The sequence below is a fragment of the Micromonospora sp. WMMD967 genome (assembly GCF_029626165.1).
GTDB classification, from domain to species: Bacteria; Actinomycetota; Actinomycetes; order Mycobacteriales; family Micromonosporaceae; genus Micromonospora; species Micromonospora taraxaci.
On record NZ_JARUBK010000001.1, the window covers coordinates 6,527,965 to 6,550,251 of the forward strand.

Consider the following 22,287-nt stretch of genomic DNA (forward strand, 5'->3'; position numbering starts at 1 on the left):
CCCCCACCCCGACATCATCACCGCTAGCCACGCCCGGCGAGCCCACAACGAGACCCCCGGCGTGTCGGACCGCGAAGATCCGCGCAACATCGGGGAAATTGCTGCCTCAGAGCACGCCGAGACAGCAACGTCGCCGATGTTGCGCGGATCTTGGGCAGGGCGCAGCCCCGGCCGCCGAGGCGTCCGGGGCTGCGCTGGCGTCGGAGGGCCCGACGGGAGGTCGCGGTGCGGGTCAGGTCATGTTGGCGAGGAACTCGCTGTAGAACAGGCCCAGGGCGATGGCCACGCCGATCCCGGCGATGATCCAGAAGCGCACCACGATGTTGACCTCGCTCCAGCCGGCCAACTCGAAGTGGTGCTGCAGGGGAGACATCCGGAACACCCGTTTACCGGTGGTCTTGAAGGAGATGATCTGGATCACCACGGACATCGTGATGATGACGAAGAGCCCACCGATGATCGGCAGCAGCAGGATGGTGCGGGTCGACATCGCCATGCCGGCGATCAGACCGCCCAGCCCCAACGCCCCGGTGTCACCCATGAAGATCCGCGCCGGGGACGTGTTCCACCACAGGAAGCCCACACAGGCCCCGGCCGCCGCCCCGGCAATCAACGCGATCTCCAACGGGTCGCGAACCTCGTAGCAGTACGGCTGGGTGTAGTTCGGGTCGGCGCACCAGTGCCGGTACTGCCAGAACGCGATCAGCGCGTACGCGGCGAGCACCATCACCGAGGCGCCGGTGGCCAGACCGTCGAGACCGTCGGTGAGGTTCACGCCGTTCGTCGCGGCCATCACCACGAAGATGAAGATGATCACCGCGCCGACCTTGCTGACCTCCAGGAAGTCGATGTCCCGGATGAAGCTCAGCGTGGTGCTGCCCACCGTCTCGGTGTTGGTCGCCAGGCCCGAACCGTCGGTCATCGTGCTCGGGAACCACAGCGCGATCACGCCGAAGACCGCGCCAACCAGGATCTGCCCGAGCAGTTTGCCGCGCTTGTTCAGGCCGGCGCTGTTGCGCTTGCGGACCTTGAGGAAGTCGTCGAGGAAGCCCACCGCGCCGGAGAAGACCATCAGCCCCAGCAGCACCAGCGCCGTGATGGTCGGCTCCACCTGCGCGATCTGCTGGTCCGGCAGGGTGGTCAGGGCCAGGTGCCCGGCCACGTACGCGATCACCGTGGCCAGGATGAAGACCACGCCACCCATGGTGGGCGTGCCCTTCTTGCCCTGGTGCATGGCCGGCCCGTCGCTGCGGATCGGCTGACCGGCCTTGAGCCGGGTGAACACCTTGATCGCGATCGGGGTGCAGAACAGCGACACGAGGAAGGCCACCCCGATGGCGACGATGACCGCCCTCATTCGGCGCCACCCTGACCGGCGTCGGCGCGCAGGGCGTCGGCCACCTCCCACGTCCGGTACCGGGAACCCTTGACCAGGACGACATCGCCCGGTCGTAGTTCACTCCGCAGCACCTCGACGGCCGCTGCCTGATCGGTGAGCAGCACCGACTCTCCTCCCCAGTTCCGTACCGCTGTCGCGCCCTCGTGGATCGGCGCGGCCGGCTCACCCACCACGAGCAGCCGGTCGACACCCAACTCGGCCACCAGTTGGCCGACCTGGGCGTGGCCGTCGGACTCGAACGGGCCCAGCTCGGCCATGTAACCGAGCACCGCGACGGTACGCCGCCCCTGGCCGATGCTGGCCAGCGCCCGCACCGCCACCGCCATCGAGGCCGGATTGGCGTTGTACGAGTCGTCGATGACGGTCACCCCGTCGGGGCGGTCGAACACGTCCATCCGCCGGGTCGAGACCAGCCCCAGCTCACCGAGGGCCGTGGCCAGCTCGGCGAGCGGCATGCCCAGCTCCCGGGCCACCGCCGCCGCGGCGAGCGTGTTACCCACCTGGTGGTGGCCGGTCAACCCGAGCCGCACCGGCGCGCGCCCCTCCGGGGTGACCAGGGTGTACGACGGGTGCCCCCGCTCGTCCAGCGTCACGTCCTCGGCGCGTACGTCGGCGTCCGGCGCCTCGCCGTAGCGGACCACCCGGGCCCGGGTGCGGCTCGCCATCGCGGACACCCGGGGGTCGTCGGCGTTCAGGACGGCCAGCCCGTCCGCCGGCAGGGCCTCGACCAGCTCGCCCTTGGCCAGGGCGATGTTGTCCTGCGAGCCGAACTCGCCGATGTGCGACGTGCCGACGTTGAGCACCACGGAGATCCGGGGCGGCACCAGCTCGCACAGGTACCGCACGTGCCCGATCCCGCGGGCACCCTTCTCCATCACCAGGTAGCGGGTGTCCGGGCCGGCCCGCAGCGCGGTGTGCGGGTGCCCCAGCTCGTTGTTGAACGAGCCGGGCGGTGCGACGGTGGCCCCGAGCCGGGCGGTGAGCTGGCCGATCAGATCCTTCGTGGTGGTCTTGCCGGACGAGCCGGTAACACCGATCACGGTCAGGTCGGGGAGCCGGTCCACCGCGGCGCGGGCCAACCGACCCATCGCGGTCAGCGCGTCGTCGACGATCACCATGGGCACCCCGGGCACCTCCCGGCTGCCCAGCACCGCCACCGCGCCGGCCTCGACGGCCGTCGCCGCGTAGTCGTGTCCGTCGACCTTCTCCCCGGGGAAGGCCACGAAGAGCGACCCCGGGCCGACCTTGCGCGAGTCGAACTCGACGCTGCCGGTGACGGTGGCGGCCGGGTCGGCGGCGACGAGCCGCCCGTCGACGGCGGCGGCCACCTCGGCCAGGCTCAGCGCGATCATCGCTGACCCGCCAGGTCCCCGAAGCGGGCCCGCAGCGCGGCGGCCAACTCGACGCTGTCGTCGAACGGGAGCACCTCGCCCGCCACCTCCTGGCCCCGCTCGTGCCCCTTGCCGAGCAGCGCGACGACGTCACCCGGCTCGGCCAGTCGTACCGCCTCGTCGATCGCGGCGCGGCGGCCCGCCACCTCCACGATCCGGGCGGCGGTGGCGGCCCGGTACGCCCCCGCGAGCACCTCGGCGCGGATCTCCGCCGGATCCTCGGTACGCGGGTTGTCGTCGGTCACCAGCACCACGTCGGCTCCCTCCGCCGCGGCGGCGCCCATCACCGGCCGCTTGCCCCGGTCCCGATCCCCGCCGGCGCCGATCACACAGATCAGCCGACCGGCACTCAGCTCACGCAACGCGGCCAGCGCGGCCACGATCGCGTCTGACTTGTGCGCGTAGTCGACCACCCCGCGCACCGGGGCGGCGACGTCCACCAGCTCCAGTCGGCCCGGCACCCCACCGCAGGCGGCCACGCCGGCCGCCGCGGTCTGCGGGTCCACCCCGGCGCCGACCAGCGCGGCGATGGCCAGCAGCGCGTTGGCCACGTTGTGTCGCCCGGGCAACGCCACACCGGCGGACAGCACCACGCCGTCCGGGCCGTGCGCGGTGAACCGCTGGGCGTACCCCTCGCCGCTCACGTCATCGGCCCACCAGGTCGCACCCTGGTCGCCGGCTGCCGAGTAGGTGACAGTGGCGGGCTTGTACAGCGGCTTGAGGGCCGGGTCGTCGAGGTTGAGCACCTCGACCGCGCAGCGGCCGTCGAAGAGCTGGGCCTTCGCCGCGAAGTAGTCGTCACTGTCGGCGTGGAAGTCCAGGTGGTCGGAGCCGAAGTTGGTGTATCCGCCGACGGCGAACCGGACACCGCCCACCCGGCCCATGGCCAGCGCATGGCTGGAGACCTCCATGACCACGGCGGTCACTCCCCGTTCGCGGGCGGTGGCCAGCATGGCGTGCAGGTCGGTCGCCTCCGGGGTGGTGCGCACGCTGTCGATCACCAGGTCACCGAGCCGGGTCTCCACGGTGCCGATCAGACCGGTGGTATGGCCGGCGGCGCGCAGCCCCGACTCGACCAGGTACGCGGTGGAGGTCTTCCCGGCGGTGCCGGTGATCCCGATGACGGTGAGGTCGGCGGTCGGGTCGCCGTACACGGCCGAGGACAGCTCGCCGAGCACGGCGCGCGGGTCGGGCACCACCAGGACCGGCAGACCGCTCCCGGCGGCCATCTCCGCACCCGTCGGGTCGGTCAGCAGGGCCACGGCACCCGCCTCGGCGGCGGCGGTGACGAACTCCGCGCCGTGCCGACGGGCACCGGGCAGCGCCGCGTACAGGTCGCCGGGGCGGACCTCGCCGCTGGCGTGGGTGGCCCCGGTGACGAGCACCGTGGCGGCGTCCGCCGGAAGGTCGACGGCGAGTCGGACGGCAAGATCACCGAGCCGGACTCCGGTCACGGTACGTGGACGTGGATTGCCGGGCACGGCGTCAGACCCTACCCCGTCGTCCGGTTCCGGCCGCACAGCCGCCCCGGTGGTTCGTCGGCACTCACCGATGATGTCCCGCCGTCGCTGCTCAGCGCGGATAGACGGTGAACTTGGGCGCGGAACCGCCGGCGGAGGGTGGAACCCGGTAGTGACGCAGAGTGAACTGCATCATGTCGCGGAACGCCGGCCCCGCGATCGCCGCGCCCCCACCACCGGGGTCGTACGCGAAGACCGCGATCACGTACCGGGGGTTCTCGGCGGGGGCCATCCCGATGAACGAGGACACCTCGCCGGGCTGCTTCTTGCCGTCCACCAGTCGCCACCCGGTGCCGGTCTTGCCCGCGACGCGGTAACCGGGGACGGCGGCGGTCAGGCCGGTGGCCCGGTCGACAGTGGTGACGGCCTCCAGCATGGTGCGCAGCGCCGCCGCGTTCTGCGGGCTGAGCACCGACCGGGTCACCGGCGCCGGCGCGGGGGTGCGCTTGCCGTCGGGGCCGATCACCTCCTTGACCAGGTGCGGCTGCACGTACGTGCCGTTGTTCGCGATGGCGGCGTACGCGGCGGCCATCTGCAACGGGGTGGCGTCGACGCTGTGGCCGATCGGCACCGACCCTTCCGACGAATCGCTCCACTCGTCGGCCGGTAGCAGCCGCCCGCTGGCCTCCCCCGGCATCCCCTCACCGGTGGGCTTACCCAGCCCGAACCGCTTCTGGTAGTCGATCAACCGGTCCCGGCCGAGCTTGTCGGCGATGGTGATCGTGCCGACGTTCGACGAGTAGGCGAGCATCCCCGGTACGCTCATCCGCTTGCCGTTGGCCGGATGGGTGTCGGAGAACCAGGTGTCGCCCTTCTTGATGCTGTTGGCGATGGGCAGCGCGGTGTCCGGGGTGATGACGCCCTCCTGCAACGCAGCGCCGAAGGTGATCGCCTTGTGGATCGACCCGGGGTCGACGACGAAGCTGGTCGCCGCGTCCTCCCGGGCGACCGGGTCGCTCGGGAACGGCTTCGCCGCGCTGTAGGTGGGATTGCTGGCCTGGGCCAGCACCGCACCCGAGGGGATCTCGATGATCACGGCCGCGCCGGTGCCGCCCCGCGCCTTGGCCATTCCCGCGCTGAGGATCTGCTGGGTGCGGAATTGAAGGTCACGGTCGATGGTGAGGGCCAGCGAGCTGCCGGGCTTGGCGACCGTGGTCCGGCTGTAGCCGCCCGGGATCGGCGCGGCCAGGTCACCCAGGCCGGCCTCGTACACCCGCTTGCCGTCCTGGCCGGCGAGCACGTCCTCGTAGCGGGCCTCCAGCCCTTCCAGCCCGGCCATGTCCTGGCTGGTGAAGCCGATCAGGTTGGCCGCCAGGTCGCCACCGGGCACGTCGCGACGTTCGTCACGGTGCACTCCGATGCCGGGTAGCTCCAGCGCCTGCACCCGCTTGGCGGTCGCGATCTCCACGCCTCGCGCCAGGTATGCGAACGTGGACGTCTTGCCGCTCTCCAGCTTCCGGGGCTTCATGAGGTCGACGAGCTTCGACGCGGGGATGCCGAGCAGCGGGGAGAGCGCCCTCGCGGTGTCCGCCGGATCCTTCACCTCGGTCGGGTCGGCGTACACGTACCGCGCCTCGACGCTGCGGGCCAGCGGCGCGCCGGTGCTGTCGTAGATCGCGCCCCGCGGGGCGGGCAGCTCGACAGTGTGGAGGCGGTCGACGACGCCGCCGCCGGCGTACGCCGGTGCGTCGACCGCCTGGAGGAACACCAGCCGGATTCCGATGCCGGCGAACAACGTCAGGGCGAGCGCGGTGCCCAGCCGCAGCCGTAGCCGGGAGTCGGCCAGCTTCGGGGGGCGCGGCGGCTTGCGGGAGGGGCGACGAGCCACCGGCCGGTCGGCGCGGCGCGGCGCACGCGGGGTGGTGCGGCGGCGCGGCGCGGGTTCGTCGACGCCCGGCGCACGGGGGACACGCGGGGAGACGGTCCGCACGACGCCGCCGCGACCGGCGGCCGGGGCGTCGCGCCGGCCGGAACGGGCGGCGGCCCGGCCTCCGTCGAGCACCTGCAGGGCTGGCCGGAACGGGTCGCCGGAGCGGGTGCTGCGCGGCGTACGACGCTGTTCGGCGCCGCCGCCGCGGGCCGGCGTGCCGCGCTCGTCGCGGACCGTCCGACCCCTCGGGGTGTACGCGCGAGCACCCGAGATGCCCCCGATGCCGGGCTCGCTGCCGCGCGACTCGTCGTCGGCGGGGCTGGCGTCACGCGAAGAACCGCGCCGGGCCCCCTTCGGGTCCCGGCGCGGCTCGTCCGATCTCGGCGGCACTGGTCAGCCTCCCGCACCCTGGCTGGTCACCGACGGCTGGCCGGTCGCCGGCTGCGGCACCTCCAGCGTCTTGCCGTCGGGGAGCCGGATGTAGCCCGGCTCGCCGGCGTCGACCAGGCCCAGCCGCCGTGCCTCGGCGGTCAGGTTGCCCGGTGCCTCGGCTTCGGCGATCTGCTTGTCCAGTTGCTGCTTCTCCAGGTCCAGTCGAGCCTGCTGCTGCTGCAACCGCTCCAACCGGAACGCGTTTTCATTGATCTTGGTGTTGACCGCCAGGATGCCCAGCACCCCACCGACCACCAGCACCACGATCAGCGCCGCGAACGGCGCACGCGGCACCGACACCGGCGGTGGTGGTGCCACCCGCAGCCGGGGCGGCCGCGCGCTGGTGGCGGCACCGGCCTTCTCGACCGGCCGCAGCGCAGCGGTGCCCTGGGTGGGAAACTCGCGCGCCCCCCGGGCGCGAGTCTCCCCCTGCCGGTTCACTCGATCGATGCGTGGCGTACCGTTTCCGAGGCGCGGAGCCCGCTCCGCCGCGGTCCGGCCCCCCGACCGCGGTGCGCGCTGCTCGCCGCCGGTGACGCCCCGGCGGTCGCGCTTGTCAATGCTCATGTCCCTCCCCCTCAACGTCCGTCCCTCTGCCGTCCCGGTGCCGCTGACCCCCCACGGATCAGCCGGACCCCGTGCCCGGTTGGTGCATTCCCTTCACCCGTCGGCGAGACCGTTCGCGGTCGGTCCGCCCCTGCTCAGTCGCGTTCGGGTCGAGTCGTTCCGCTGCCCGCAGCCGCACTGACGCGGCCCGCGGGTTCGCGGCGACCTCCGCCTCCCCGGGAAGTTCGGCGCCCCGGCTGAGCAGCCGGAACGTCGGACCCGACCCGGGAAGCTCGACCGGGAGGTCGACCGGGCCCTTACTGCGGACCCGGTCCGCGAGCGCCGCCTTGGTGAGCCGGTCCTCCAGCGAGTGGTAGGACAGGACCACCATGCGACCGCCCACGGTCAGTGCGTCGAGCGCGGATGGCAACGCTGTCTCCAGCGCTGCCAGTTCTCTGTTTACCTCGATCCGTAAAGCCTGAAACGTTCTCTTTGCCGGGTGTCCGCCCGTTCGTCGGGCTGGTGCCGGAATCGACTCCCGCACCAGCTCCGCCAACCGCGCGGAGGAGGTGATCCGGCCGCGCTCCCGCTCCCGCAGGATCGCCGAGGCGATCCGGCCGGCGAACTTCTCCTCGCCGTAGACCCGCAGCACCCGAGCCAGGTCCGGATGCGCGTAGGTGTTGACCACCTCCTCGGCGGTCACCCCCCGGGTCTGGTCCATCCGCATGTCCAGTGGCGCGTCCTGGGCGTACGCGAACCCGCGGTCGGGCGCGTCCAACTGCAACGACGAGACACCCAGATCGAACAGGATCCCGTCGATGCCCGGATAGCCCAGCCGGTCCAGTACATCCGGCAACTCGTCGTAGACGGCGTGCTCCAGATGCACCCGATCGGCGAACCGAGCCAGTCGGACCCGTGCGTGGGCGAGCGCCTCGGTGTCCCGGTCGAGCCCGATCAGGACCGTCTCCGGGTGTGCCTCCAGCACCGCCTCCGCATGCCCGGCCAGGCCGAGCGTCGCGTCGACGTGGACCGTCCGGCCGCCTCGACCCAGCGCGGGGGCCAGCAGCTCGAGACACCGCTCGAGCAGCACCGGCACGTGCGTGCCGCGCAACTCCCCCATGTTGACCCCCACTGGTTGAAACGTCCGTTCTTCTCGTGCGCCTGTCGTCGGACGGCGCTGCCGTCGTACCGCCAGATCCCCATCCGCTCCCGCCTGACACCGGACTCGCGCCGATGACTGGATCGTGCGCCTGGCACCGGGGAAGGGATGCCAGGAACTCGAAAGCGGCTGGAGATCTCGCAGTACGTCGGGCGCCGTTCCGCCCTACAGACCGCCGGGCAGCACCCCCTCCTCGATGTCGGCGAAGTCGTCTTCGCTCTCGGCGAGGTAGGTCTCCCAGGCGACCTTGTCCCAGATCTCCACCCGCGTGCTCGCGCCGATCACCACCAACTCGCGGTCCAGAGCGGCGTACGCCCGGAGGTGAGCGGGGATGGTCACCCGACCCTGCTTGTCCGGAACCTCGTCGTGCGCGCTGGCGAAGAAGACCCGGCTGTAGGCCCGGGCCGCCTTGTGTGTCATCGGCTGCGCGCGCAACTGCTCCGCGATCCGCTGGAACTCAGGGGTGGGGAAGACGTAGAGGCAGCGCTCCTGCCCTTTGGTGACCACAACACCCCCCGCCAGCTCATCTCGGAACTTGGCCGGAAGGATCAGCCGGCCCTTTTCGTCAAGGCGCGGAGTGTGGGTGCCGAGAAACACGGCCCTACCCCCCTTGCCCCTGAGCGGCGTTCGCGGCGCCGCTGACCCCCCGGGCCGGTGAGCCCTCCCGGCCTCACCATTGGTCCCCACTCTACTCCACTTCCCTCCACCCGCAACCAGATTCGCCCGCGTGGCGCGCCCGATCCGGCGGCAAAACCGCACGTCACAGGGGGTGGAGCGGAGTGGAGGGCCGTCGCGCCCCTCCGGCGTGGTCCGCTTTCCGACATAGATCGACTCCGTCCGGCGGAGTCCCGACCGGCCGCCCGCACAGCCGCCACGGCCGAACGGTTCACCGTCGGCGGCGATCTGGCGGGGCGGGCGGTCCGGTAACCTCGCTCGCGTGACGGACGCGAAAATGCCCCTACGGGCCAAGGTGGCCAGCTCCGTGTCACGGACCGCCGCGGCGCTCTCCAGGGCGGCCGGCCGTGGCGACGGTTCGGTGATCGGTGGCTGGATCGGCCTGAAGATCGACCCGGACCTGCTGGCCCACCTGTCGGCCGGACGTGCGATCGCGCTCGTCTCCGGCACCAACGGCAAGACCACCACCACCCGGCTGACATCCGCCGCGGTCGGCGTGCTCGGCCGGGTCGCCACCAACTCGTTCGGCGCCAACATGCCCACCGGGCACACCTCGGCGCTGGCCAAGGCCGGCAGCACCCCGTACGCGGTGCTGGAGGTCGACGAGCACTACCTCGCCCAGGTGCTGGAGGCGACCGAGCCGCACGTGGTCGCGCTGCTCAACCTCTCCCGCGACCAGCTGGACCGCGCCAAGGAGGTCGCCATGATGGCGCAGCTCTGGCGCGCCGCCCTGGTCCGGCACACCGACGTCCGGGTGGTGGCCAACGCCGACGACCCGATGGTGGTCTGGGCGGCAACGCCGCCGGGCGACCCCGCCCGCGGCATCAACCCGCCGCACGTGACCTGGTTCAGCGCCGGTCAGCGCTGGCACGACGACTCCTGGGTCTGCCCGGAGTGCGGCTCCACCATCGCGCGCTCCGGCGACCAGTGGTGGTGCACCGGCTGTCCGCTGCGCCGGCCGGAACCGCAGTGGGTCGTCGAGGACGAGGGGGTCCTCGACCCCACCGGTGCCTGGCACAAGGTCTCCCTGCAACTGCCCGGGAAGGTCAACGTCGGCAACGCGGCGACCGCGCTGGCCGTGGCCGCCGAGTTCGGTGTCCGTCCGGTCGACGCGGTGTCCCGCCTCGGCATCGTCACCTCGGTCGCCGGTCGTTACGCGCAGGTCGACAAGGACGGGCGCAACGTCCGGCTGCTGCTGGCCAAGAATCCGGCCAGCTGGCTGGAGGCGTTCGACATGGCCGACAACGCGCCGACCCTGCTCTCCATCAACGCGCGCGACCCCGACGGCCTCGACACGTCCTGGCTCTTCGACGTCGACTTCGCCCCGCTGCGCGGCCGGCAGGTGTTGATCACCGGTGACCGGGCATACGACCTGGCGGTTCGATTGGACGTCAACGACGTGCCCTTCCAGCACGTCCGCACGTTCGAGGACGCCATCCGGTCGGTCCCGCCCGGGCGGCTGGAGGTCATCGCGAACTACACCGCGTTCCAGGACATCCGAGCGGAGTTGGACCGTGTCATCTGAGAGCCTGCGCATCGTCTGGATCTATCCCGACCTGCTGTCCACCTACGGCGACCGGGGCAATGCCCTGATCCTCGCCCGCCGGGCCCGCCAACGGGGGATGCCGGTCGAGGTGGTGGAGGTGCGCTCCGACCAGAAACTGCCCTCGACCGCCGACATCTACCTCGTCGGGGGCGGCGAGGACGGCCCGCAGGCGTTGGGCGCGCAGAGGCTGATCGCCGACGGCGGTCTGCACCGGGCGGTCGCCCAGGGCTCGGTCGTGTTCGGCGTCTGCGCCGGCTACCAACTGCTCGGCACCTCCTTCTTCGCCAAGGGCGTGCAGTGCCGTGGGCTGGAGCTGCTCGACCTGCAGTCCGACCGGGGCGAGAGCCGGGCCGTCGGTGAGCTGGCCGGTGAGATCGACCCTCGACTGGGCCTGCCCCCGCTGACCGGTTTCGAGAACCACGGCGGCCGCACCCGCCTCGGCCCCGAGGTCTCCCCGCTGGCCCGGATCACCGCCGGGATCGGCAACGACGGCACCACCGAGGGCGCGTGGCGCGGCAAGCTGCTGGGCACCTACTCGCACGGCCCCGCGCTCGCCCGCAACCCGGCCCTCGCCGACCTGCTGCTGCGGTGGGCCACCGGGGCGCACCAGCTCCCGCCGCTCGACGACACCTGGTCGGACCGGCTCCGCAACGAGCGCCGCTCCGCAGTGGCCGCCGCCCGGGCATGATCCGCGCCGTCCGACGGCTGCTTCGGCAGCCGTCGGCCGTCCGGTTCGCCCTGCTCGTGCTCCTGATCGGCGGCTGCGGGCTCCTGCTGCTCCTGGTGCCCCGGCCGGATCCGGAGCACCTTCCGCTGCTGGCCGACAAGCTAGGCGACCTCGCCCCGGTCGCCGCGATCCTCGGCGGCGCGCTGCTGCTGGTCGCGCTGGTCCCCCGGACCTTCATCACGCTCGCCGCGGGGGCGATCTTCGGCCCGCTGGAAGGCGCCGCGTACGCCCTGGGCGCCGCCCTGGTGGCCGCGGCGATCGGGTTCACCGTCGGCCGGCTGCTCGGCCGGGAGTTCGTAGCCGAACGGGTCCGTGGTCGCCTGGCCCGCCTCGACGGCTGGTTCGCCCGGCAGAGCGTGTTCGGTGTCGTCACCGTCCGCCTGCTGCCGATCGCCGGCTTCGGTCTGGTCAGCTACGGGTACGGCACGACCGGCGCCCGCGTGCTGCCGTTCCTGGCGGGCAGCGTCATCGCGTCCGCGCCGACCGCGTTCGGCTACGCGGCGATCGGCGCCGCGGTCAGCTCCCCCGGCGAGATCAACTGGTACGCCGCAGCCCCGGCCAGCCTCGGCCTGATCGCCAGCGTGGTGCTCGTCCACCAGTGGTGGCGCGCCGAACGCCGCCGCCGGCGGATGCCGGTCTGACCATGCCGACTCGCCCGACGACCCCGTCGAGGAACCACTGACCGGCGGGACTGGCCGCCTGACCCGCCCCGCCCCGAGGCGGACGCCCCGGAGAGCGTGATGCCGCAGTGGAATCTAGATTCCACTGCGGCATCAGGCTCAGAACCGCCACCGGCTCCGCAGACGTCGCGCTGGCGGAGGGGCTCAGGCGACGACGGAGACCATTCGGCCCTGGACGACGATGACCTTGCGGGGCTCCTTGCCGGCCAGCGTCGCGGCCACCGCGTCCAGGGCAGCCGCCCGGACGGTCTCCTCGGAGGCGTCGGCGGCGACCTCGATGCGGCCACGGACCTTGCCGTTGACCTGCACCGGATAGGTCACCGTGTCGGCCACCAGCAGCGCCGGGTCGGCGGTCGGGAAGTCCGCGTACGTCAGCGAGGTGTCGTGACCCAGCTTGCGCCACAGCTCCTCGGCCATGTGCGGGGCGAACGGCGCCACCATCAGCACCAGCGGCTCGGCCACCTCGCGGGGCGTGGCCGACAGACCGGTCAGCCCGTTGGTCAGCTGGATCAGCTTGGCGATCGCGGTGTTGAACCGGATGCCGTCCATGTCGCCACGGACGCCGTCGATCACCTTGTGCAGCAGTCGACGGGTCGCCTCGTCGGCTGGGTCCTCGGTGATCCGCAGCGCGCCGGTCTGCTCGTCGACGACAACCCGCCACACCCGCTGCAGGAACCGGTACGACCCGACCACCGCCCGGGTCTCCCAGGGGCGGGACACCTCCAGCGGGCCCATCGACATCTCGTACACCCGGAAGGTGTCCGCGCCGTACGCGGCGCACATGTCGTCGGGGGTCACCACGTTCTTCAGTGACTTGCCCATCTTGCCGTACTCGCGGTTGACCACCAGGTCTTCCAGGTAGTACGCGCCGTCGCGCTCGACCACGTCCTCCGCCTGCACGTAGCTGCCGCGCGAGTCGGTGTACGCGTACGCCTGGATCATGCCCTGGTTGAACAGCTTGCGGAACGGCTCGAACGACGACACGTGGCCCAGGTCGAACAGCACCTTGTGCCAGAAACGCGCGTACAGCAGGTGCAGCACGGCGTGCTCGGCGCCACCGACGTACAGGTCGGTGCCGCCGCAGTCGCCGTCGGCGCGCGGACCCATCCAGTAGCGCTCGTTCTCGGCGTCGACGAACCGGTCGCTGTTGGTCGGGTCCAGGTAGCGCATCTCGTACCAGCAGGAGCCGGCCCACTGCGGCATCACGTTGGTCTCGCGGGTGTAGCGCTTCGGCCCGTCACCCAGGTCCAGCTCGACCTCGACCCAGTCCCGCCGCCGCGACAGCGGGGTCTCCGGGTTGCTGTCCGCGTCGTCGGCGGCGAACGTCCTCGGCGAGAAGTCGTCCACCTCCGGCAGCTCGACCGGCAGCATCTCCTCGGGCAGGGCGATGGCCGCGCCGGTCTCGTCGTAGACGATGGGGAACGGCTCGCCCCAGTAACGCTGCCGGGAGAACAGCCAGTCGCGCAGCCGGTAGGTGACAGCGCCGGTGCCGTGCCCGTTCGCCTCCAGCCAGGCGATGACCGCCGCCTTGGCGTCGGCGATTCCCAGCCCGTTCAGGTCCAGGCCGCGCTCGGGCGCGGCGCTGTTGATCGCCGGACCGTCACCGGTGTACGCCTTGCGGTCGAAGCCCTCCGCCGGCTGCACGGTACGCACGATGGGCAGCTCGAAGACCTCGGCGAACGCGAAGTCCCGCTCGTCCTGGGCCGGCACCGCCATGATCGCGCCGGTGCCGTAGCCGGCCAGCACGTAGTCGGCCACGAAGATCGGGATCTGCCCACCGGTGACCGGGTTGGTGGCGTACGCGCCGATGAAGACGCCGGTCTTCTCCTTGGTGTCGGACTGCCGCTCGACGTCGGTCTTGGCCGCCGCCGCCTTGCGGTACGCCTCGATTGCCGTCCGAGGGCTGGTGTGCCCGCCGGTCCAGGCGTCGCGCGTGCCGTCCGGCCAGGCGGCCGGCGCCAGCACGTCGACCAGCTCGTGCTCGGGTGCCAGCACCACGTAGGTGGCCCCGAAGATGGTGTCCGGGCGGGTGGTGAACACCCGGACGGGCGCGGCGGCGGTCGGGAAGTCGATGTGCGCGCCCTGGGAGCGGCCGATCCAGTTGCGCTGCATCAGCTTGATCGGCTCGGGCCAGTCCAGGCTGTCCAGGTCGTCCAGCAGCCGGTCACCGTACGCGGTGATGCGCATCATCCACTGCTTCAGGTTGCGCTTGAAGACCGGGAAGTTGCCCCGCTCGGACCGGCCGTCGGCGGTGACCTCCTCGTTGGCCAGCACGGTGCCCAGCCCCGGGCACCAGTTCACCGGGGCGTGCGACACGTACGCCAGGCGGTGGTCGTCGACGACCTGGCGGCGCTCGGCGACGCTCAGCTCGGCCCAGGCCCGGCCGTCCGGGGTGGGCCGGTTGCCGCCCTCGAACTCGGCGATCAGCTCGGCGATCGGGCGGGCCCGGCCGGCGTCGCTGTCGTACCAGGAGTTGAAGATCTGCAGGAAGATCCACTGGGTCCAGCGGTAGAAGTCGGTGTCGATGGTCGCCACCGAACGGCGCTCGTCGTGCGCCAGGCCCAGTCGACGCAGCTGCGCCTTGTACCGCTCGATGTTCGCCACCGTGGTGGTCCTGGGGTGGGTACCGGTCTGCACCGCGTACTGCTCGGCGGGCAGGCCGAACGCGTCGAAGCCCATCGCGTGCAGCACGTTGCGGCCGGCCATCCGCTGGTAGCGGGCGTAGCAGTCGGTGCCGATGTAACCCAGCGGGTGACCGACGTGCAGGCCGGCGCCGGACGGGTACGGGAACATGTCCAGCACGTACAGCTTCTCCGCGCCGGCGCGGGGGTGGGTCGGGTCGGCCAGCGGGCCGGTCGGGTTCGGTGCGTGGAAGGTGCCTTCGCGCGCCCAGGTGTCCTGCCAACGGATCTCGATCTCGTCGGCCAGGGCCGCGGTGTACCGGAACGGGGGAATGTCGCCCGCCGGTGCGGCTGCCTCACTCATCGTCTCTCCTCGCTTCGCTTCGCTTCGTCTCGGCGCCACCGGGCCGGGCCGGCGGCGGGCACAAAAAAGCCCCTCGCGCAGGAGGGGCCGCCGTGCTGTCGCTGCGTTCAGCGCATCAGCACGGCCCGGTAAGAAGCAGGAAGACTCCGGCCATGTCCCGCAGTGTACCTCGCCCACGGTTCGGCGTGCCGGCCCCCGGGCGGGCCGAGCCCCGTCCCCCGGGATGGCGGATATTCGGTGCGTAACCGACGGACTACCTGCGGGGGTCGGCGATAACGACAAACATGGTTAGCCTGAGAGACCAGTGAGATTCCTGCGGCAAACGAGGCTCGACGTCGCGAACCCAACGGCGGGTCCAGGTGCTCTAGTCAGAGCTGCCGTGACGGCGACGAGGAGGAGGCCCGTGACACAACAGACCTGGGACGAGGTGGGCGGCCTACTGCCGCACGACGAGTTCCGCGCCGCCAGCGAGGCCATCGTGGCCAACATCGAGCAGGTCATCGAGGGTAAGACCGCCACCGTGCGGCTCGCCCTGGCCGTCCTGCTCGCCGAGGGTCACCTCCTTATCGAAGACGTCCCGGGTGTCGGCAAGACCAAGCTGGCCAAGGCCTTGGCGCGGTCCATCGACTGCACCGTACGGCGGATCCAGTTCACTCCCGACCTGCTGCCCAGCGACGTCACCGGCGTCAGCGTCTACAACCAGGAGACGCACGACTTCGAGTTCCGCCCCGGTGCCGTGTTCGCCAACCTGGTCGTCGGTGACGAGATCAACCGGGCCTCGCCGAAGACCCAGTCGGCGTTGCTGGAGTGCATGGAGGAACGGCAGGTCACCGTCGACGGCGTGACCTACCAGCTGCAGACGCCGTTCATGGTCATCGCCACCCAGAACCCGATCGAGATGGAGGGGACGTACCCGCTCCCCGAGGCGCAGCGCGACCGTTTCACCGCCCGGATCGCGATGGGCTACCCGGACGTCAGCGCCGAGCTGGCGATGCTCGACGGGCACGGCGCCACCGACCCGCTGCACGAGCTGCGCCCGGTGTCGGACGCGAACATCGTCCGCCAGCTCATCTCCACCGTCCGCCAGGTGCACGTCGCGGACGCCGTCAAGCAGTACGCGATCGACCTGGTCACCGCCACCCGCGAGGCTCCCGACCTGCGGCTCGGCGCCTCCCCCCGGGCGACCCTGCAACTGCTGCGCACCGCCCGGGCGGTCGCCGCCCTGGAGGGTCGCGACTACGTCCTCCCCGACGACCTGCAGGCCCTGGCGGTGCCGGTGCTCGCGCACCGGATCATCCCGACGGCCGACGCGCAGCTCGCCCGACGCACCACCGACGCGATCGTCTCCGAGCTGGTGCACCGCCTTCCCCTGCCGCACGACCGGCAGCGCAACCCGTACGACACCCGGCCCGCCACCGGCAACGGTCGCGCGCCCTACGAGCCGCGGAGGCCGTGACGTGCGTGCCGGGCTGCGCGGGCTGACCACCCGCGGGCGCTCCTTCCTCGCGGCTGCGCTCGCGGCGGCGATCTCGGCCGGCATCCTGGGCGAGAAGGACCTGCTGCGGGTGGCGGTGCTGTTGGGCATCCTGCCGTTGCTGGCCGCGGCCTACGTCGGGCGCAGCCGCTACAAGCTGGCCTGCAACCGTTCACTGGACCCGCACCGGGTTCCGGTCGGCGCCAACTCCCGGGTGGTGCTGCGCCTGCAGAACCTCTCCCGGCTGCCGACCGGCACCCTCCTCCTGGAGGACCGGCTGCCCTACGCGCTGGGCAGCCGGCCCCGGGTGGTGTTGGAGCGGCTCGGCGCGCACCAGGCCACCTCCGTGGCGTACACGGTGCGGGCCGACGTGCGGGGTCGTTACGACGTGGGCCCGCTGGTGGTCCGGATGACCGACCCGTTCGGCCTGTGCGAGCTCACCAGGTCCTTCCCCAGCACCGACCACCTGACGGTCATCCCGCAGGTCACCCCACTGCCGTCGGTCCGGCTCCCCGGGGAGTACGCGGGCAGCGGCGACAGCCGGGCCCGGTCGGTGGCGGTGCACGGCGAGGACGACGCGGCGACCCGGGAGTACCGGCGCGGCGACGACCTGCGGCGGGTGCACTGGAAGTCCACCGCCCGCACCGGCGAGCTGATGGTGCGCCGCGAGGAGCAGCCCTGGGAGAGTCGGGCCACCGTCGTCCTGGACACCCGCGCCTACGGCCACCGCGGCGAGGGGCCGACGGCCAGCTTCGAGTGGTCCGTCTCCGCCGCCGCGAGCATCGCCGTCCACCTGCGCCAGGCCGGTTACAAGTTGCGCCTGGTCACCGGCTCCGGTGCGGACGTGGACGCCTCGGAGGCCGGCGGTGACGGGACGCTGCTCGACCACCTCGCGGAGGTCCGGCTGGATCAACGCGCCGAGGTGACCGACCTCGTGCAACGGGTCCGCCAACGCTCCGACGGCGGTCTGATCATCGGTCTGTTCGGCACGGTGAGCGTGGCCGAGGCCGAGCTGCTCGCCGGGCTGCGCGGCAACGGCGCCACCTGTGTCGGGTTCCTACTGAACAGCTCGACCTGGCTCAACCTGCCGGAGAAGGCCCGGGCCGAGGCGGAGCACGCGCACGGCACCGCTGTCCTCGCCATGGTGCGCAGCGGCTGGCGGGTGGTCGGGGTCGACCACGGCAGCCGACTGCCCGCGTTGTGGCCGCAGGCCGGTCGGGGTTCCCAGGGCTTCGCCCTGCGCGCCGCACTGGCCGAGACGGTGGCCGGCGGCGTGCGATGAACGGAAGGTTCCCCTCATGAACGCCAGTCGCAACATCGGCGTGGTGGCGGCCGCGGCGACAGTGTTGGCGGCCGCGCCGCTGTCCGCCATCTTCGAGAGTTGGACGTGGCTGATCGAGTCCATCATCGCGGTCGCGGTGGTGGCCGGGGTGGCCGCGTTGACCAGGCTCGCCCGAGCACCGCTGTGGGGTCAGGTGCTGGGCATGCTCGCCGGCCTGACCCTCGCCCTGACCTGGCTGTTCCCCAGCGGCTCGGAGCTGCTCGCCTTCCTGCCCACGCCGGGCACGTTCGCGCACTTCAGCGAGCTGGTCGCCGGGTCCGCCGAGGACATGCGCTCGTACGGCGTCGAGGTTCCCGACACCGACCCGTTGCTGTTCATCACCGTGCTCGGCGTCGCCGGGGTGGCAGTGCTCGTCGACGTCCTGGCCGTCGGGCTGCGCCGGCCCGCGCTGGCCGGGCTGCCGATGCTCGCCATCTACTCGGTGCCGGTCGCCGTCTACGTGGACAGCGTCCCCGCGGTGCCGTTCGTGGTGGGTGCCGCCGGTTACCTCTGGCTGCTGGTCACCGACAACGTCGACCGCGTCCGCCGCTTCGGGCGGCGGTTCACCGGTGACGGCCGCGACGTCGACGTGTGGGAGGCCTCGCCGCTGGCGTCCGCCGGCCGCCGGCTCGCGGTGATCGGGGTGGCCGTGGCGGTGGTCCTGCCCCTGGCGGTGCCGGGTATGACCGGTGGGATGCTCGACAGCATCAGCCGGGGGTCGGGGAACGGCACCGGGACCGGGAACGGTTCGGGCGGCACGTCGGGTCGGATCGACCTGTTCGCGTCGCTCGCCGGCCAGCTCAACCAGTCCCAGGTGTTCGACATGGTCAAGGTCACCACCAACGAGGCCAACCCGTTCTACCTGCGCTACGCGGTCGCCGACGAACTGCGTCCGGCTGGTTTCCTGGCGCGCAGCCCGAGCGGCCGGCCGGCCAACCGGGACCTGCCGGACCCGGCCGACCGGGCCGCCCGAGGCGTGCAGCGCACCACCTACCGGGCGACGGTCGAGGTCACCAAGAGCCTGAGCATGGCGCTGATGCCGGTGTACGCCGAGCCGGTGCGCACCGAGGACCTCAGCGGCAACTGGCTGTACGACCCCAACCAGCAGATCGTCTTCTCCAACCGGGAGAACTCCCGGGGCCGCAAGTACTCCTTCGACTACGTCCGCTCGACGTACACTCCGGCGGTGCTGCGGGCCGCGCCGACGCTTCCGGCGGAGCACCCGGTACGTCGGCAGATGACCGCCACCCCCGACCGGGTGCCCGAGGTGGATGAGCTGGTCGCGGGGCTGATCCAGGGCAAGCGCACCGACTACGACCGGGTGCTGGCCATCTACTCGCACTTCTCGGCGGACAACGGTTTCAAGTACCGGCTCAGCACCGAGAGCGGCAGCAGCGGGCAGGACATCGTCAACTTCCTGACCAACAAGGTCGGCTACTGCCAGCAGTACGCGGCGTCGATGGCCTGGCTGGTCCGGGCTGCCGGCATCCCGGCGCGGGTGGCGTTCGGGTTCACCAACGGCAGTAACCGCGACGGTGACACGATCACCCTGACCAACCTCAACCTGCACGCGTGGACCGAGGTCTTCTTCGACGGTGTCGGTTGGGTGCCCTTCGACGCCACCCCGGCGTACGGGGTGCCCGGCTCCACCCGATCCGCCTGGGCACCGGACACTGACGCGCCGGAGCCGACGACGCCGGGCACCGGTGTCACGGACACCCCGGCCGGTCCCGAGGCGTCGGCTGGGCCGGCCGGCCCGGACAACGCCGACCGGGAGATCGACGAGGGGTTCTCCGCCGGCGGCACGACCCCCGAGGATCAGCCGCCGGTCTGGCCGTGGTGGGCGGCGGGGCTGTTGGCCCTGCTGGCTCTCCTCGCGGTGCCTGCTCTGCGCCGGCTCGCGCTGCGGCGCCGACGGGGCGGGAGTGCGAGCGCCTCGCCGGCCGCCACCGTTGTCGACGACGGCACCGAGCCTGGTGCCCGTGCGGTGGTGGTCACCGTGGACGCCGACCGTGCCCGCGCCGACGCACACGCCGCCTGGGCGGAGTTGCTCGACACTCTGGTGGACTTCCGGGTTCCGGTGGACCTCACGGAAACGCCCAGGGCGACTGCGGATCGGCTCGTTCGGGACACGCTCGACGACGCCGCAGCGGTGGAGTCGGCACAGTTGCTCGGCCGGGCGGAGGAGCGGGCCCGCTACGCGCGGGATCCGCTGACCGGTGAGCGGTTGTCGCCGGCTCTCCGCACGGTCCGTGGGGCGCTCGCCGCGCGGGCGGACCGACGGACCCGTCTCCTCGCCGCGGTGCTACCACCGTCGGTGCTGCTGCGGTGGAGGACCGGCTTCGCGGACTCCTCCAGCCGGATGGTGGCGCTGACCGGGCGAGCCCGGTACCAACTGTTGCGCTGGAACCCCCGGCGGCTGCTGGCCGACCGGGCGGCCCGCTGACGAACGTCCGTCCAGGTTCGGGGGCGGCGGCAGACCGCTGTCGCCCCCCCCACCCTGAATCCGCCTGCCCGTCGCACCCCTGACCCTTGGTCGACTCCAGGCCGGCGATATGGGGGTGCGTGGCCAGCAGGATGCCCCCACCTCGCCGATGTGGAGTCGATCATCACGCCGGCGCGGCGAGAGCGGCGCGGGCGCGCACGGACACGACAAGGGTCGCCGGGGACGATGCCCGGCGACCTGCTCGTCGCGGCGTACGACCCGCCTCAGCGGCGGGGTCGACTCACCGGTGTCCCTCCGGGCGCTGCCGCCACCTGTCCTCCATGCGGTCCAGGATCGACGACCGGCGACCGGATCGGCCACCGCGGGGGCGACGACGACTCGTCGTGCCGCCCACCACGTGCAGGTCCGGTGACTGCGCCCGCCGGTGCGACTGCACCGCGAACGCGGCCGACGCCAGCATGACGACGAAGCCTGCCACCGCCAGCGGTGGAGTCTTGATCACCGCGCCATAGACCAGTAGCGCCAAGCCAGCGATGATGACGCCGGCGGCGACGAGCAGGCGACGCCGCGCGTGGAAGCGCGGATCGCTGGCGCGCACGGCCGAGGCGAATTTGGGGTCCTCGGCAAGCGACCGCTCGATCTGCTCGAACAGCCGCTGCTCGTGCTCCGAGAGCGGCACGGCACTCCTCCCCGGTCACGTTGAGTCGGGCCCACTCGGGCCGACAGACCGTGGCAGCCATCCGGCTGCTTACCCGCAAGTCTACGAGGGGGGTCGCGCGTCGGAAAGCGGGACGACCTATGGGTGGGGTGGATTTTCCTTTCGACGGGCATCAGCGTCGCCCATCAGACTGGCCGGACCTATGACGGACCGCCCGAAACGGGCAGCGGCGGCGTCCGCGGCAGCCTCCGCCTCGCGCCAGCCACGCTCGGGTGCGCCGAGAGTGAGCTGCCGGGGTGCGCCCTGCGCCGAGGCGAGCCCTTCGACCCGGACGCCGACGAGCCGGATCCGCTCGCCCGGGTCCAATGCGGTGTAGAGCGCCCAGACCGTGTCGAACATCTCCCGGGCGGTGTCGGTGGGCACGTCGAGGGTGCGGGAGCGGCTGACGGTGCGGAAGTCCGCCAGCCGGACCTTCAGCGCCACGGTGCGCCCGACCTGCCCGGAACCGCGTAACCGGACGCCGACCTTCGCGCTCAGCGCGAGCAGCGCTCGGCGGATCTCCAACGGGTCGGCCACGTCGACGTCGAAGGTCACCTCAGCGCCGATCGACTTCTCGACGTGCTCCGGGCTGACCCCGCGTGGGTCACGTCCCCAGGCCAGCTCGTGCAGGTGCGCCGCCGAGGTCGCACCGACCGCCCGGCGCAGCATGCCCACCGGCGCCTCGGCGAGGTCGCCGACGGTGGACAGGCCGAGCCGGCGCAGCGCCTCGGCGGCGCGCTCCCCCACCCCCCACAGCGCGTCCACCGGCAGCGGGTGCAGGAAGTCGAGCACCTGCCCCGGCGGCACGACCAGCAGGCCGTCCGGTTTGGCGCGGGTGGAGCCCAGTTTGGCCACGAACTTGGTCGGCGCCACCCCGACCGAGCAGGTCAGAGCCTGCTCGTCGGCGACCCGGCGGCGGATCAGCCGGGCGATGGTGGCCGGGGAGCCGAAGAGCCGGCGGGCACCGGTGACGTCGAGGAACGCCTCGTCGAGGGAGAGCGGCTCGACCAGCGGGGTGACGTCCCGGAAGATCTGCATGACCGCCCGGGAGGCGGCGCTGTAGGCGGCGAAGTCCGGTGGCAGGTAGACCGCGTGCGGGCACCGGGCCCGGGCCTGGCTGGTCGGCATCGCGCTGCGCACCCCGTAGCGGCGGGCCTCGTAACTGGCCGAGCTGACCACCCCTCGGGGCCCGACGCCGCCGACGACCACCGGCCGGCCGCGCAGCTCGGGTCGACGGCGCACCTCGACGGCGGCGAAGAACGCGTCCATGTCGACGTGCAGGATCGGGCTGCCGGAGTCGTCGGCGTCCGGCCCGAAGCGCGGATCGTCGCCCCGGGGCAACGACTGGCTGCGGCCCATCCTGGCAGGTTAACCCGGGGGTACGACACCACCAGCCACCAGTGGGCCGGACCTCACCCC

The 22,287-nt window shown here is 72.1% G+C and carries 15 protein-coding genes and 1 pseudogene; 6 read left to right on the top strand and 10 right to left on the bottom strand.

The window, feature by feature from the left end:
- Positions 1-232: 232 nt before the first annotated feature.
- From mraY to mraZ, 7 genes and pseudogenes are all read right to left on the bottom strand, one after another.
- Entirely contained in the window at positions 233-1,357 is a 1,125-nt protein-coding gene (gene mraY, locus O7631_RS29290) for a phospho-N-acetylmuramoyl-pentapeptide-transferase (RefSeq protein WP_278147227.1), read from the bottom strand.
- On the bottom strand, positions 1,354-2,751 hold the full coding sequence (gene murF / locus O7631_RS29295) for a UDP-N-acetylmuramoyl-tripeptide--D-alanyl-D-alanine ligase (RefSeq protein WP_278147228.1): 1,398 nt from the start codon (positions 2,749-2,751) through the stop codon (positions 1,354-1,356). Before murF ends, mraY begins: the two co-directional genes overlap by 4 nt.
- Positions 2,748-4,310, bottom strand: coding sequence for a UDP-N-acetylmuramoyl-L-alanyl-D-glutamate--2,6-diaminopimelate ligase (locus O7631_RS29300; protein ID WP_278147230.1), 1,563 nt, complete (start codon positions 4,308-4,310; stop codon positions 2,748-2,750). The genes murF and O7631_RS29300 overlap by 4 nt, the downstream gene beginning before the upstream one ends.
- Positions 4,311-4,362: 52 nt before the next feature.
- The gene (locus O7631_RS29305) at positions 4,363-6,570 is read right to left on the bottom strand and encodes a penicillin-binding transpeptidase domain-containing protein (protein ID WP_278147231.1); all 2,208 of its coding nucleotides are present in this window, start codon (positions 6,568-6,570) and stop codon (positions 4,363-4,365) included.
- Between the two features lie 3 nt (positions 6,571-6,573).
- Positions 6,574-7,179 (bottom strand): hypothetical protein, encoded by a 606-nt coding sequence (locus tag O7631_RS29310; protein WP_278147232.1) that lies wholly within the window; start codon positions 7,177-7,179, stop codon positions 6,574-6,576.
- Positions 7,169-8,278, bottom strand: a pseudogene (gene rsmH, locus O7631_RS29315) (16S rRNA (cytosine(1402)-N(4))-methyltransferase RsmH). Before rsmH ends, O7631_RS29310 begins: the two are co-directional and overlap by 11 nt.
- 204 nt (positions 8,279-8,482) lie before the next feature.
- The gene (gene mraZ, locus O7631_RS29320) at positions 8,483-8,914 is read right to left on the bottom strand and encodes a division/cell wall cluster transcriptional repressor MraZ (RefSeq protein WP_030488958.1); all 432 of its coding nucleotides are present in this window, start codon (positions 8,912-8,914) and stop codon (positions 8,483-8,485) included.
- 355 nt (positions 8,915-9,269) lie between these two features.
- Between mraZ and O7631_RS29325 the strand changes: the two genes are divergently transcribed.
- From O7631_RS29325 to O7631_RS29335, 3 genes are read left to right on the top strand one after another with little or no spacing between them, the layout of a single operon-like run.
- Positions 9,270-10,517, top strand: a complete 1,248-nt coding sequence (locus O7631_RS29325) for a MurT ligase domain-containing protein (RefSeq protein WP_269683818.1) — start codon at positions 9,270-9,272, stop codon at positions 10,515-10,517.
- A complete protein-coding gene (locus tag O7631_RS29330; RefSeq protein WP_278147233.1) occupies positions 10,507-11,226 on the top strand; it encodes a glutamine amidotransferase in 720 nt (239 codons plus the stop codon). The genes O7631_RS29325 and O7631_RS29330 overlap by 11 nt, the downstream gene beginning before the upstream one ends.
- The gene (locus O7631_RS29335; protein WP_145779721.1) at positions 11,223-11,906 is read left to right on the top strand and encodes a VTT domain-containing protein; all 684 of its coding nucleotides are present in this window, start codon (positions 11,223-11,225) and stop codon (positions 11,904-11,906) included. The genes O7631_RS29330 and O7631_RS29335 overlap by 4 nt, the downstream gene beginning before the upstream one ends.
- 183 nt (positions 11,907-12,089) lie before the next feature.
- On the opposite strand, the gene leuS is transcribed toward O7631_RS29335, so the two are convergent.
- Entirely contained in the window at positions 12,090-14,930 is a 2,841-nt protein-coding gene (leuS, locus tag O7631_RS29340; protein WP_278147235.1) for a leucine--tRNA ligase, read from the bottom strand.
- Positions 14,931-15,333: 403 nt separating this feature from the next.
- Between leuS and O7631_RS29345 the strand changes: the two genes are divergently transcribed.
- The 3 genes from O7631_RS29345 to O7631_RS29355 are packed head-to-tail and all read left to right on the top strand — an operon-like array spanning position 15,334 to position 20,171.
- Positions 15,334-16,386, top strand: coding sequence for a MoxR family ATPase (locus O7631_RS29345; protein WP_053658073.1), 1,053 nt, complete (start codon positions 15,334-15,336; stop codon positions 16,384-16,386).
- Between the two features lies 1 nt (position 16,387).
- Positions 16,388-17,686 carry a DUF58 domain-containing protein gene (locus O7631_RS29350; RefSeq protein WP_269683066.1) on the top strand — a complete coding sequence of 433 codons (1,299 nt, stop codon included), beginning with the start codon at positions 16,388-16,390 and terminating at the stop codon, positions 17,684-17,686.
- Positions 17,687-17,702: 16 nt separating this feature from the next.
- Positions 17,703-20,171, top strand: coding sequence for a DUF3488 and transglutaminase-like domain-containing protein (locus O7631_RS29355; protein WP_278147237.1), 2,469 nt, complete (start codon positions 17,703-17,705; stop codon positions 20,169-20,171).
- A gap of 280 nt (positions 20,172-20,451) precedes the next feature.
- Here O7631_RS29355 and O7631_RS29360 read toward each other — a convergent pair whose 3' ends face one another.
- Entirely contained in the window at positions 20,452-20,850 is a 399-nt protein-coding gene (locus tag O7631_RS29360) for a DUF3040 domain-containing protein (RefSeq protein ID WP_030334542.1), read from the bottom strand.
- 117 nt (positions 20,851-20,967) lie between these two features.
- Positions 20,968-22,227 (bottom strand): DNA polymerase IV, encoded by a 1,260-nt coding sequence (locus O7631_RS29365; RefSeq protein WP_278147238.1) that lies wholly within the window; start codon positions 22,225-22,227, stop codon positions 20,968-20,970.
- Between the last annotated feature and the right edge of the window lie 60 nt (positions 22,228-22,287).